12 protein-coding genes are annotated in these 12,632 nt (G+C 70.7%); 4 read left to right on the top strand and 8 right to left on the bottom strand.

Features of this window, described 5'->3' with window-relative positions; all coding sequences use genetic code 11:
• Positions 1-21 precede the first annotated feature (21 nt).
• On the top strand, positions 22-501 hold the full coding sequence (gene bfr, locus ABZS97_RS21505; RefSeq protein WP_356139890.1) for a bacterioferritin: 480 nt from the start codon (positions 22-24) through the stop codon (positions 499-501).
• Here the strand turns inward: bfr and ABZS97_RS21500 are convergent.
• From ABZS97_RS21500 to ABZS97_RS21490, 3 genes are all read right to left on the bottom strand, one after another.
• On the bottom strand, positions 498-734 hold the full coding sequence (locus ABZS97_RS21500) for a (2Fe-2S)-binding protein (RefSeq protein ID WP_356139889.1): 237 nt from the start codon (positions 732-734) through the stop codon (positions 498-500). The genes bfr and ABZS97_RS21500 overlap by 4 nt on opposite strands.
• Before the next feature lie 180 nt (positions 735-914).
• Positions 915-2,267 carry a class II 3-deoxy-7-phosphoheptulonate synthase gene (locus tag ABZS97_RS21495; protein ID WP_356139888.1) on the bottom strand — a complete coding sequence of 451 codons (1,353 nt, stop codon included), beginning with the start codon at positions 2,265-2,267 and terminating at the stop codon, positions 915-917.
• A 101-nt stretch (positions 2,268-2,368) separates the two neighbouring features.
• Positions 2,369-3,271 (bottom strand): SRPBCC family protein, encoded by a 903-nt coding sequence (locus ABZS97_RS21490; RefSeq protein WP_356139887.1) that lies wholly within the window; start codon positions 3,269-3,271, stop codon positions 2,369-2,371.
• 51 nt (positions 3,272-3,322) lie between these two features.
• Here ABZS97_RS21490 and ABZS97_RS21485 point away from each other — a divergent pair, with 51 nt between their 5' ends.
• Positions 3,323-3,919, top strand: a complete 597-nt coding sequence (locus ABZS97_RS21485) for a TetR family transcriptional regulator (RefSeq protein ID WP_356139886.1) — start codon at positions 3,323-3,325, stop codon at positions 3,917-3,919.
• 79 nt (positions 3,920-3,998) lie between these two features.
• On the opposite strand, the gene ABZS97_RS21480 is transcribed toward ABZS97_RS21485, so the two are convergent.
• Positions 3,999-6,080, bottom strand: a complete 2,082-nt coding sequence (locus tag ABZS97_RS21480; protein ID WP_356139885.1) for a choice-of-anchor P family protein — start codon at positions 6,078-6,080, stop codon at positions 3,999-4,001.
• Between the two features lie 321 nt (positions 6,081-6,401).
• On the opposite strand from ABZS97_RS21480, the gene ABZS97_RS21475 reads away from it, so the two are divergent.
• Together ABZS97_RS21475 and ABZS97_RS21470 are read left to right on the top strand one after the other, a co-directional pair.
• Positions 6,402-6,470 (top strand): trp operon leader peptide, encoded by a 69-nt coding sequence (locus ABZS97_RS21475; protein WP_106971759.1) that lies wholly within the window; start codon positions 6,402-6,404, stop codon positions 6,468-6,470.
• A gap of 125 nt (positions 6,471-6,595) precedes the next feature.
• Positions 6,596-8,473: an anthranilate synthase family protein gene (locus tag ABZS97_RS21470; RefSeq protein WP_356139884.1), complete on the top strand. Its 1,878-nt coding sequence runs from the start codon at positions 6,596-6,598 to the stop codon at positions 8,471-8,473.
• Here ABZS97_RS21470 and ABZS97_RS21465 read toward each other — a convergent pair.
• From ABZS97_RS21465 to ABZS97_RS21450, 4 genes are all read right to left on the bottom strand, one after another.
• Entirely contained in the window at positions 8,425-9,420 is a 996-nt protein-coding gene (locus tag ABZS97_RS21465; RefSeq protein WP_356139883.1) for a 2-hydroxyacid dehydrogenase, read from the bottom strand. The genes ABZS97_RS21470 and ABZS97_RS21465 overlap by 49 nt on opposite strands.
• Positions 9,421-9,505: 85 nt before the next feature.
• Entirely contained in the window at positions 9,506-10,534 is a 1,029-nt protein-coding gene (locus tag ABZS97_RS21460; protein ID WP_356139882.1) for a 6-phosphofructokinase, read from the bottom strand.
• 175 nt (positions 10,535-10,709) lie between these two features.
• Positions 10,710-11,399 (bottom strand): response regulator transcription factor, encoded by a 690-nt coding sequence (locus ABZS97_RS21455; protein ID WP_356139881.1) that lies wholly within the window; start codon positions 11,397-11,399, stop codon positions 10,710-10,712.
• The gene (locus tag ABZS97_RS21450; protein WP_356139880.1) at positions 11,396-12,631 is read right to left on the bottom strand and encodes a DUF5931 domain-containing protein; all 1,236 of its coding nucleotides are present in this window, start codon (positions 12,629-12,631) and stop codon (positions 11,396-11,398) included. Before ABZS97_RS21450 ends, ABZS97_RS21455 begins: the two co-directional genes overlap by 4 nt.
• Position 12,632: the final 1 nt, after the last annotated feature.

The following is a 12,632-nucleotide window of genomic DNA, read 5'->3' as shown; positions in this document are numbered from 1 at the left end:
CGCTTGGAAGGAGCCTCTGCGATGCAGGGCGACCCCGAGGTCATCGAATTTCTGAACGAGCAGCTGACCGGCGAACTGACGGCGATCAACCAGTACTTCCTGCACGCGAAGATGCAGGAGAACTTCGGCTGGACGAAGCTCGCGAAGTACACGCGGCACGAGTCGTTCGACGAGATGAAGCACGCCGAGGTCCTCACCGACCGGATCCTCTTCCTGGAGGGCCTGCCGAACTACCAGCGGCTCTTCCATGTCCGGGTGGGCCAGACGGTCACCGAGATGTTCCAGGCGGACCGGCAGGTCGAGGTCGAGGCGATCGACCGCCTCAAGCGCGGGATCGAGGTGATGCGCGCCAAGGGCGACATCACGTCCGCCAACATCTTCGAGTCGATCCTCGAGGACGAGGAGCATCACATCGACTACCTGGACACCCAGCTGGAGTTGGTCGAGAAGCTCGGAGAGGCGCTCTACATCGCCCAGCTCATCGAGCAGCCCGAGAGCTAAGCGGCTTCTTCGAGGCCTTCCAGGCCGGCGAGCACCGGCTGCTTGCCCTGGTCCGCCGCGTCACGGCGCGGGCAGGCGCCCCGGCCGAGGAGTTCCTGGATCCGGCGGACGCACGAGCCGCAGTCCGTGCCCGCCTTGCACTGCGACGCTATCTGGCGGGGGGTGCAGGCGCCGCCCTCCGCGTGCTTCTTCACCTGCGCTTCGGTCACCCCGAAGCAGTTGCAGACGTACACGCGGGTTCACCTCCCGACGGGATTCATAGGTCGTGCCGTCCCGATTGATCGGTTGAATCGGTGAGGCTAACCTAACCTTACCCGGGACGCCGGAACCGCAAAAGTGCGGTGGGGCGCGGATCGTATGTGATCCGCGCCCCACTTCACGTGCTGGTAACAGGCGAACCCGTTCCTGATCTACTACTGGTCCCGGTACATCTCCGCGACCAGGAAGGCCAGGTCAAGGGACTGGCTGCGGTTCAGGCGCGGGTCGCAGGCCGTCTCGTAGCGCTGGTGCAGGTCGTCGACGAAGATCTCGTCGCCGCCGCCCACGCACTCGGTGACGTCGTCACCGGTGAGCTCGACGTGGATGCCGCCCGGGTGGGTGCCGAGGCCCTTGTGGACCTCGAAGAAGCCCTTGACCTCGTCGAGCACGTCGTCGAAGCGGCGGGTCTTGTGGCCCGAGGCCGCCTCGTAGGTGTTGCCGTGCATCGGGTCGGTGATCCAGGCGACGGTCGCACCGGAGGCGGTGACCTTCTCGACCAGCTCGGGCAGCTTGTCGCGGACCTTGTCCGCGCCCATCCGCACGATGAAGGTGAGGCGGCCCGGCTCGCGGTCCGGGTCGAGGCGCTCGATGTACTGCAGCGCGTCCTCGGCGGTCGTCGTCGGGCCCAGCTTGATCCCGATCGGGTTGCGGATCTTCGAGGCGAACTCGATGTGCGCGCCGTCCAGCTGGCGGGTGCGCTCACCGATCCACACCATGTGGCCCGAGACGTCGTACAGCTGCCCGGTGCGCGAGTCGACCCTGGTCAGCGCCGATTCGTAGTCGAGGAGCAGCGCCTCGTGGGAGGCGTAGAACTCGACGGTCCTGAACTCCTCCGGGTCGGTGCCGCAGGCCCGCATGAAGTTCAGCGCGTTGTCGATCTCGCGGGCCAGCTGCTCGTAGCGCTGGCCGGACGGCGACGACTTCACGAAGTCCTGGTTCCAGGCGTGCACCTGGCGCAGGTCGGCGTAGCCGCCGGTGGTGAAGGCGCGCACCAGGTTGAGCGTGGAGGCGGAGGCGTTGTACATCCGCTTCAGGCGCTCGGGGTCCGGGATGCGGTCCGCTTCGGTGAAGGCGAAGCCGTTGACGGAGTCGCCCCGGTAGGTCGGGAGCGTCACGCCGTCGCGGGTCTCGACCGGCTTGGAGCGCGGCTTGGAGTACTGGCCGGCGATCCGGCCGACCTTCACGACCGGCACCGAGGCGGCGTACGTGAGCACGGCGCCCATCTGGAGCAGGGTCTTGAGCTTGTTGCGGATGTGGTCGGCCGACACCGCGTCGAAGGCCTCGGCGCAGTCGCCGCCCTGGAGAAGGAACGCCTCTCCCTTGGCGACGGACGCCAACCGGGCGCGCAGCTGGTCGCACTCGCCGGCGAAGACGAGCGGCGGATACGACTCGAGGTCCGCGATCACATCGCGCAGAGCCTCGGCATCGGGGTACTCGGGCTGCTGCGCCGCGGGAAGGTCTCGCCAGGTGTTGCCAGCGCTTGCGCTGGACTTAGCGTTCACGGTCACCTCCACAACATTACGGGGTCGTGTCCGGCGTCCATCCCCCTGCTCATCAATTGAGACGGACCGCGCTCGATCGGCGGTGCTCCGCGATCTTTGCCCGCCTCCTACCGCCGTCGGCCCTCGACGCGGCCGGCCCGCTCCGCCGCGCTCGGCGCGGCCAGGGCGAGTGCGCGGTGGGTGCGGCGCAGCATGGTGCGGGCCATGAAGGGGTGCACCTGCCTGACCACTCCCCAGTAGAGCCGTGCGCGGGGGCTGTCGGCGCGCACGGCCGTGCTGAGAGTCACGTACCGCTCGTCCACCAGGATGGAGGCGCGCGCCTTGAGGCCTGCCGTGTTCACGTCCAGCAGCAGTTCGCCGTCCGTGCGGGCCAGGACGGGGAAGGCGTCGCGCAGGATGCCGGTCCACCGCTGCGGGTCGGTGGGCATGCCGGGCCGCAGTTCCATCGCGTACGCGTCCTCGTACCCGGGGCGGTCGAGCGCGCCACGGATCAGCAGGGCGCCCTCGGGGGTCGCGACGGTCTTCGGGCGCGGCCAGAGGAGGCGGTGGACCAGCCGCACGCGGGGCGACCAGCGGACCGGGTGTGCGGGGGCGCCGGCCACCGCGCGTTCGACGTTGTCGAGGAGCTCCTCGATCACGGTGTCGTGCGCCGGGCGGACGACGAGCAGCCAGCCGAGCAGGGCGGTGCCCCGCAGGTCGTGCTCCAGGACGTGCCGCACCCGGCAGCGCCGCTCACCCAGCGGCTCCACGGTCAGCTCGTGGAAGCCGTGGCCCGGCGGACCGAAGGCGAAGCGGATGCGGTGGCCCGGTTCGTACGCCGTGACGGCGTAGCGCACCCGGCCGTGGCCGCCCTTCGCGCCCACGCCGAGCGGGCGGTCGAAGCGCATCGGGGGCCAGGCGGGGACCGGGAAGACCGGGTCGTCCTCGGCGGAGACCCGGTCGAGCAGGGCGCCGACGGTTTCCGCCGGGGCCTCGACGACTCGTTCGTGGACGTTGCGTATCGCGCTCATCGAACACCTCCATACGCTGGCGTATGGTTCACCGTACGGTACCGTATGGTCATGGCGCAACGAGGGCAGCGAGGGCAACAGACGGCAGGGAAGCCCCGGTTGAGTGCCGAGGACTGGGCGGACGCCGCGCTCACCGCGATCAGCGAGGGCGGACTCGCCGCGGTCGCCGTGGAACCGCTGGCCGTCCGGCTCGGTGCCACCAAGGGCAGCTTCTACTGGCACTTCGCGAACCGGGACGCACTCATCGAGGCGGCGCTCGAACGCTGGGCGCAGACCGAGACAGAGGCCACCATCACCGAGCTGGAGACCGAGCCCGATCCTGAGCGGCGGCTGCGCCGGCTGTTCTCCAAGGCCATGGCGGCGGCCGCCCAGGACCCGCTGGAGGTCTCGCTGCTGGCCACCGCGGACGACCCGCGGGTGCGGTCGGCGCTCGAACGGGTCACGCTGCGCCGGATCTCCTATGTGGCCCGGCTCTTCGGCGAGTTGGGCTTCCCGGAGGCGGAGGCACGACACCGCGGCCTGCTCGCCTACAGCACCTATCTCGGGCACACGCAGCTCGCGCACGCCGTACCGTCGGCCCTGCCTTCGGGTGATGCGCTCCGGCACTACCTGGAGACGGTGCTGCATCCCCTGCTGCAGCGCGACTGAAGCGAGCCCTCACCAAAGCCCGCCCGCACACACACCGGGCCCCTCCACCCGGAGGCGGAGGGGCCCGGCGACGGTGCTGTCAGCCGCAGTTGTGCGCGGCCGTCGTACTGGACGCGACGACCACGTCCACACCGGGAGCAGTCAGGTGAGCCGCGTTGACCGTGAGGCCGCCGTCCACCTTGACCTGCTCATTCACCACAAGCTTGGTGCCTACGACGCCAAGGTCGACGGTGGTGTCGGGCGCGCCGTCGAGCTTCACCTCCACGCCCGCCACGGTCAGCTTCAGGTCGGTGGTGCCGGTGGCCGCCGTGCAGCTGCTGGTGGAGACGGCCCTGATGCCGGACAGGCCCAGTACGGGCAGCCCCGGCAGACCGATGCTCGCTTCCTCCAGCGAGGCCGTGGAAGTGGCGCCGCTCGGGCCGACCTTGCTCTCCACCTTGGCGCACAGCGTCCTGGCATTGATGACCAGGACGCTGATGTTCGACGTGCACGGCGGCGCCGTGGCCCCCGCTCCGGCGGTGCGGACGGTGCCGGTGTCCGGGGTCGGCTGGATCCCGATCGGCAGCCCGAGCAGCGAGACGCCCGCCGAGAGGCCGTACGCCCGCCCGGTGACGTACTGCAGCTTGACGGTCGCCGCGACCGCCGAGGCCTTGTACGCGTCGTCGCCGGCGAAGGCCGCCTTGACCGGCACGGTCGCGTCGGCGTTCAGCGGCTGGTCCACGGCGGCGATAGTGCAGTTCGCGGCGCCCTGCGCGTCCGTCGTGCCCTCGCAGGTCTGCGCGGCGCCGAGGGCGAAGCTCACCTTCCGCTCGGCCACGGGCTCACCGGTGTCGGTGGTGAGGGTCGCGGAGAGCTTGGCCGGGGAGCCGTTGGAGACGGTGCCGGGGCCGGTCCAGGCGAGCTTGGTGTCCTTGGGCTGCGGGGGCTGGGGTGTGCCTCCGGCACCCACGTCCAGCTGGTTGCGGTCGATGCCGATCGTGACACCGCCGTGGGTCTCCCTCTGGTCGCCCGCGTACTGGTGGATGCGCTGGTGATCGGCCCACAGGTTCGCCGGGATCGCCGGGTCGTCGGTGGTGGCCTGGTCGTTCCAGCGCGCGAAGTCGATCACGTCGGGCAGCGTGACGGCACCCGCGTTGGCGACCAGGTCGGTGACGAGGGACGAGACGCTGCCGTACGCGCCGGAGCGGTAGCCCAGCTCGTGCAGGCGCTTGGTGTAGGCGTCGAGGTAGGTGAGAACCCGAGCGGTGACAGCTCCCCCGCGGTTGTACTGCTCCAGGTTGTTGTAGAGCACCGAACCCTGGCCGAGCCCCAGGGCGCCGGCCTGCGCCGCCGCGTCGTCGGCGGCCGCGATGCCCTGCGGCGCCGGGTCGGTGATGACCTGGCAGTCGCCCGTGCAACTGCCCGAGCCGGCCTCGGCCTGCGGCCCGACGTAGATCGGGAAGAAGCGCCAGCCCTTGGTGTACTGCGTCTGCACCCACTGGGCGCTGAGGTTGGCCTGGGAACAGCCGCGGTTGACGCCACCGATGTAGATGCCGATGGCGCCGTACGGCGAGTCGGCCTTCCACGCGTCCATCGTCGCCTGGCTCGGGGCGGTGCAGGCGTCGAACCCCTTGCCCTGGAAGGACGTCGCGTCCGCCGGAACGGCCAGGGCTGAGGGCGCCTCGGACGGCTGCTCGGCCTTCGCCGCGGCGACGGGCAGTCCGGCACTGCGCAGGATCCGCCGGATCTCCGTACGGTCGCTGCCGTAAGCGGCGGTCACGGCGATCCGGTCCGCGGTGGCCCGGTAGGTGCGGGCGGTGCGGTTCTCGGTGACGCGCCCGGCGCCGGCGGTCGCCTCGGCGGGCTGCACGAGCAGGGCCTCGGTCCGGCCCGTCACGTCCGCGGGGCAGTGCTGCCGGACGGAGGGGGTGCCGAGGTAGACGGCGTGCCGGTCGAGGCGGACGCAGGCCTCCGGGTGCTTGTCGAGGTCCACGACCTGCCAGGAGGCGGGGACGGTGAACTCGTGGCCTCTGTAGGTGACTTCGGTGGTGGAGCCCGTGGTGGGGCCGGAGCTTCGGTCCGATGCCTGCGCGGTGCCGAGCGATCCGGTGCCGAGCGCCGTGACGGCGGCCAGCACGGTGAGCACGCGTGCGGCGCGCCGGTTCGCTCTCGGGCGATTCATCGATGAACGTTGTACGGAAATGACTCTCTCCTCGGTCGAGTGCGGTCTGCTGCAAACCGGGGGTGTCGGACCGCCCCGCGGGTGGCGGAGGCGATCCGTGTGAAGAGTGGGTTTTACGACATGCGCATGTCAACCAATACCTGTTCATCGCTGAACATTTCAGCCTTCGCACCCCTCTCGAAACCGCTGTGAGGGTGGTGTGCGCCGCCGGTGAAGGGCCCGGTCGGCAGACGTGCCGGGACCCGGCCACGCGGCCCGGCCGCCGAGGTCGGTGACAGAAGACGCCGCTCACGCTTGTCCGGATCGGGTAGGGTGCCTCGCATGTTCGCGCACTCGACCCAGAACTCGATCCAGAACTGGTGGTGGACCGCTCATCCGGCGGCCCACTGACTGCGCGTACGCAAGACTTCGCGAAGGCCGCCCCAGGGGCGGCCTTCGGTGTTTCCGGACCCGGGCCGCCCCTCTCGCAGAACTCTCCGAGCACGCTCCGAGACCCGAGAGAAGGAACAGGACCGATGAACCTGCTCGACCTGCTCGACGATCCCCGCCCGTTCGCCCTGCTGCGCCGCCGCACCCCCGGCCACGGGCATGACGTGGTGGAGCTGCTGATCGGCCCGGTGACCGCCTACGAGCGGCTGGCCGAGATCCCCGAGGGGCTCGCCCTCGTCCCGTTCCGCCAGATCAGGGAGCGCGGCTTCGACGTCCGCGACGACGGCACGCCGCTCGCGGTGCTGACCCCCGAGGAGACCTACGAACTCCCCCTCGACGACGTGCTGTCGCAGCTGCCCGCGCACGACGTCGGCGTGCGGGCCGGCGGCTTCGACGTCGACGACGAGGAGTACGCGGAGATCGTCGGGCGTGTCCTGCACGAGGAGATCGGCCGGGGCGAGGGCGCCAACTTCGTGATCCGGCGGACGTACGAGGGCGAGATCCCGGGGTTCGGGAGGGCCGACGCCCTCGCGCTGTTCCGGCGGCTGCTGGAGGGTGAGCGGGGCGCGTACTGGACGTTCGTCGTGCACACCGGGGAGCGGACGCTGGTCGGGGCGAGCCCCGAGGTGCACGTGCGGATGTCCGGCGGGACCGTCGTGATGAACCCGATCAGCGGCACGTACCGCTACCCCGCCGAGGGGCCGACACCCGAGGACCTCCTGACCTTCCTCGCCGACGGCAAGGAGATCGAGGAGCTCTCGATGGTCGTCGACGAGGAACTCAAGATGATGTGCACGGTCGGCGACCGGGGCGGGGTGGTGATCGGGCCGCGGCTGAAGGAGATGGCCCATCTCGCGCACACCGAGTACGAGTTGCGGGGCAAGTCCACGCTGGACGTGCGCGAGGTGCTGAAGGAGACCATGTTCGCGGCCACCGTGACCGGGTCGCCGGTGCAGAACGCCTGCCGGGTCATCGAGCGCCACGAGGTCGGCGGGCGCGGTTACTACGCGGGTGCGCTGGCCCTGATCGGGCGGGACGAGGGCGGGGCGCAGACCCTCGACTCCCCCATCCTCATCAGGACCGCCGACATCGACGCGGACGGCCGGCTGCGGGTGCCGGTGGGCGCCACGCTCGTACGGGGGTCCGACCCGGCCGGCGAGGTCGCCGAGACGCATGCGAAGGCGGCCGGCGTGCTGGCCGCGCTGGGCGTCCGTCCCGGGCGGCCGCGCGCGAAGGACGTACGGCCGAAGCTGGCGGACGACCCGCGGGTGCGGGCGGCGCTCGACGGGCGGCGGGCCTCGCTCGCGCCGTTCTGGCTGCGGATGCAGGAGCAGGCCGCGGAGCTCACCGGGCACGCGCTCGTGGTGGACGCCGAGGACACGTTCACGGCGATGCTGGCGCATGTGCTGCGCTCGTCGGGCCTGGAGGTGACCGTACGGCGCTACGACGAGCCGGGGCTGCGGGAGGCGGTCCTCGCGCACGAGGGCCCGCTGGTGCTCGGCCCCGGTCCGGGCGATCCCTCGGACGCGGCCGACCCGAAGATGCGGTTCCTGCGCGCCCTGACCGCCGAGGTGATCCGCGACCACCGGCACGGCGTGCTCGGCGTCTGCCTCGGGCACGAACTGATCGCGGCCGAACTGGGGTTGGAGATCGTCCGTAAGGAGGTCCCCCACCAGGGGGCGCAGGTCGAGATCGACCTCTTCGGCAGGACCGAGACCGTCGGCTTCTACAACAGCTTCGTGGCCCGCTGCGACGACGAGACGGCGGTCGAGCTGGCGGCCCACGGCATCGAGGTCAGCCGCAGCGCGAGCGGCGAGGTGCACGCGCTGCGCGCTCCCGGGTTCGCCGGGGTGCAGTTCCACCCGGAGTCGGTGCTGACGCTGCGCGGCACCGGTGTCGTACGGGAGCAGATCGGTCAGCTGCGCGGGACGAGCACGTTCTCCGAGCGGCGGCCCGCCTTGTAGTCGAGGACGTTCTGCACCGTGGCGTCGATGATCTGGCCGACGGCGTCCACGGTGTAGTACGCCTGGTGGGAGGTGACCAGGACGTTCGGGAAGGTGACGAGGCGGGCCAGCGTGTCGTCCTCGACGGCCTCCAGGGACTTGTCGAGGAAGAACAGGCCCGCCTCCGCCTCGTACACGTCGAGGCCGACGCCCGTGAAGCGGCCCTCGCGCAGTTCGGCGACGAGGGCCGCGGTGTCGATCAGGCCGCCGCGGCTGGAGTTCACCAGGATCGCGTCGTCCTTCATGGCGCGCAGGGCCGCCGCGTCGATGAGCTGCTGGGTCTCCGGAATCAGCGGTACGTGCAGGGTGATCAGGTCGGACTCGGCGAGGAGTTGGTCCTTGGGGACGTACTTCATGCCGAGTTCGACGCAGGCCGGATTCTCGGCGATGTCCCAGCCGAGCAGGTTCATACCGAAGCCGTGGGCGATCCGGGTGAACGCCTCGCCGATCTTGCCGGTGCCGAGGACGCCTGCGGTGCGGCCGCGCATGTCCCGGCCCAGCAGTCCGTCGAGCCGGAAGTCGAAGTCGCGGGTGCGGTTGGAGGCGCGCACGATACGGCGGTTGACCGCCATGGCGAGGGTCCAGGCGAACTCGGCGACCGAGTACGGCGAGTAGTACGAGACCCGGGCGACCGTCATCCCGAGGCGTTCGGCGACCTTGAGGTCGATGTTGTTGAAGCCGGTGGAGCGCTGGGCGATCAGCTGCGTGCCGCCGGCCGCGAGGGTCTGGAGCACCCGGTGCCCGAGATCGGCGTTGACGCTGGTGGAGATGATCTCGTAGCCCGCCGCGATCGGAGCCGTGTCCTCGTTGAGGAAGACCCCCACGCAGCGGACCTCGTGGTGCCCTTCGAAGGCCTTCTCGATCAGGGGGCGCTCGTCGGCCTGGACACCGAAGGCAAGGATCTCCAAGACGTCTTCTCCCGTTCTGCAGGGTTATGGGCCGAATACCGCTCGGGTACGGCGAATATACGGCCCATAACCCCGGGATGCCGGGTCAGCCGAAGAAGACCCCGACCTCCTCGTACAGCTTCGGGTCCACCGTCTTCAGCTTGGCCGTGGCCTCCGCGATCGGGACGCGGACGATGTCGGTGCCGCGCAGGGCGACCATCTTGCCGAAGTCACCGTCCCGGACGGCCTCGATGGCGTGCAGGCCGAAGCGGGTGGCGAGCCAGCGGTCGAAGGCACTGGGGGTGCCACCGCGCTGGACGTGGCCGAGGACCGTGGTCCGGGCCTCCTTGCCGGTGCGCTTCTCGATCTCCTTGGCGAGCCACTCGCCGACGCCCGAGAGGCGGACGTGCCCGAAGGAGTCGAGCGACTGGTCCTTGAGGACCATGTCGCCGTCCTTGGGCATGGCGCCCTCGGCGACGACGACGATCGGCGCGTACGACGCCTTGAAGCGCGAGGTCACCCAGGCGCAGACCTGGTCGACGTCGAAGCGCTGCTCGGGGATGAGGATGACGTTGGCGCCGCCCGCGAGCCCGGAGTGGATGGCGATCCAGCCCGCGTGCCGGCCCATGACCTCGCAGACGAGGACGCGCATGTGCGACTCGGCGGTGGTGTGCAGCCGGTCGATCGCCTCGGTGGCGATGCCGACGGCGGTGTCGAAGCCGAAGGTGTAGTCGGTGGCGGACAGGTCGTTGTCGATGGTCTTCGGTACGCCGACGGCCTTGATGCCGTACTCGTCGGCCAGCCTCGCGGCCACGCCGAGGGTGTCCTCGCCGCCGATCACGACGAGCGCGTCGACCTCCTGCTTGGCGAGGTTCTCCTTGATCCGGCGGATGCCGTTCTCCTGCTTGAGGGGGTTGGTCCGCGAGGAGCCGAGGATGGTGCCGCCCCGCGGCAGGATGCCGCGCACCGCGGGGATGTCGAGCGGGACGGTGTCGCCCTCCAGTGGACCTCGCCAGCCGTCCCGGTAGCCGACGAAGTCATAGCCGTACTCCTGCACGCCCTTGCGGACGATGCCCCGGATGACGGCGTTGAGCCCGGGGCAGTCGCCGCCTCCGGTCAGTACTCCGACCCGCATGGAAATGTCCCTTCGCCGCAGCGGCCTGCTGCACGCAGATACCTGACGCGGCTCACGCTAATAGTGATCCAGGTCACTTCGGCATGCCCAGGAAGGTCAATTCCAGTGTTTTGTACGGGTGTTGATCACTCGCCTTCACTCGAAGGTGGGTGCCGCGCGGTTTACGCGCGCCGGTTCACTCGTCGTCGAGGCCGCGTTCTATCGCGTATCGCACCAGCTCCACGCGGTTGTGGAGCTGCAGTTTGCCCAGGGTGTTCTGGACGTGGTTCTGCACCGTGCGGTGGGAGATGACCAGGCGCTCGGCGATCTGCTTGTAGCTGAGGCCCTTGGCGACCAGCCGCAGCACCTCGGTCTCGCGGTCGGTGAGCTGCGGGGCCTTCGGTTCGTCGGCGCTGCCGGTGGGTGCGGGCTCGGAGGCGAGCCTGCGGTACTCGCCGAGGACCAGGCCCGCGAGGCCGGGCGTGAACACCGGGTCGCCGACCGCCGTGCGGCGCACCGCGTCGATCAGCTCCTCCGTGGACGCCGACTTCAGCAGATAGCCGGTGGCACCGGACTTCACCGCCTCCAGTACGTCGGCGTGCTCGCCGCTGGCGGACAGCACGAGGACGCGCAGGGCCGGGTTGGCGGCGACGAGCTCCTTGCAGACCTGGACACCGGGCTTGGCGGGCAGGTTCAGGTCCAGGACGAGGACGTGGGGCGCGACGGCCTGGGCCCGGCGCACCGCCTGCTCGCCGTCGCCGGCCGTGGCCACCACGTCGAGGCCGGACTCGGCCAGGTCCCGGGCGACCGCGTCGCGCCACATGGGGTGGTCGTCGACCACCATGACCTTGATCGGGCCGTGCCGCTCGTCCGTACTGTCCGTCATCGCTGTTCTGCCTTCCCCCGTGAGTCCTTCGGACCCTTCGGGTCCTTCGGTACCTTCAACTCGACTTCCGTGCCCTGTCCCGGGACCGAGATCAGCTCGGCCGTGCCGCCGATGTCGCGCAGCCGCCCGCGGATCGACAGCGCCACCCCGAGCCGGCCCTCGCCCTCGGCCTGGTCGAGCCGCCCCTCCGGGATGCCGGGGCCGTCGTCGCGCACCGTCACGATCACCGCGTCCGGCTCGTCCTCGACCAGGATCCAGGCGCGGGCGCCGTCCCCCGCGTGCCGGTGGACGTTGTCCAGGGCGGCGCCGACGGCGGCGGCCAGCTCCCTGGCGGCGGCCGGCGCGAGCGGCACCGGGGCGCCGGGCTCGGAGAGGGTCACGCGCGCGGCTGCGTAGCGGGTGAGGAGCGAGCGCAGATCGACGGGGCCCTCGTCCTCGTCCGGCTCGTCGACCGCTCGGACGACCGCGCCGAGCGCCGCGTCCTCGGACACCCGGGAGACGGGCACCATGCCGCCGGAGACCAGCGTGCGCAGCGCCACCTCCTGCTCGCCCGCCATCCGGCCGAGCTCCGCGGCCTCGCCGCCGAGCGCGGTGCCGCGCCGCTGCACCATGGCGAGGACCTGGAGGACACCGTCGTGGATGTCGCGGGCCAGCCGCTCCCGCTCACGGGTCGCTGCTTCGATCTCCAGGGCGCGGGCGAGGGTGCGCTCGGAGGCGCGGGCGACCTCGACGACGTAGCCGATGGCGATCGAGGCGACCCAGACGAGGATCACGTTGTGGACGGTGTCGCGGGTCGGGGCGCCGCGCTCGATGATGTTGACGGCCGCGACGAGGGTGGAGGCGAAGGCCGCCCAGCGCCAGCCGCCCTTGATGGCGAAGGCCAGGACGGAACCGGCGGTCCATATCGACGGCAGGGTGGGGCCACCGCCGTCGATGCGGTACGAGGCGTCGGCGACCCGGGTGAGCAGGATGCCGACGAGCGCGATGGTGAGGTCGGCGGTGAGGAACCGCTTGGTGCAGCTGGCCGCGTTCGCGACCCTGGGGAGGGTGGCCAGGGTCCACACGCACAGCACGGCGAAGTACGCGATGGCCACCCAGGGGCGGGCGAACCTGTCGTACGCGGTGGCGAAGAGTCCCACCGCGTACAGCATGGTCAGCACGCGGTACGCGGTCAGCGCACGCCACAGGGGCAGCTCGACCGACATCCGCATGACCTGTACGCGCTTCGCCATG

The organism is Streptomyces sp. NPDC005485 (genome assembly GCF_040606085.1).
In the GTDB taxonomy this organism is placed as follows: Bacteria; Actinomycetota; Actinomycetes; order Streptomycetales; family Streptomycetaceae; genus Streptomyces.
The sequence above is the reverse complement of the archived record's forward strand: the minus strand, read 5'-3'. Positions and strand labels throughout refer to the sequence as shown.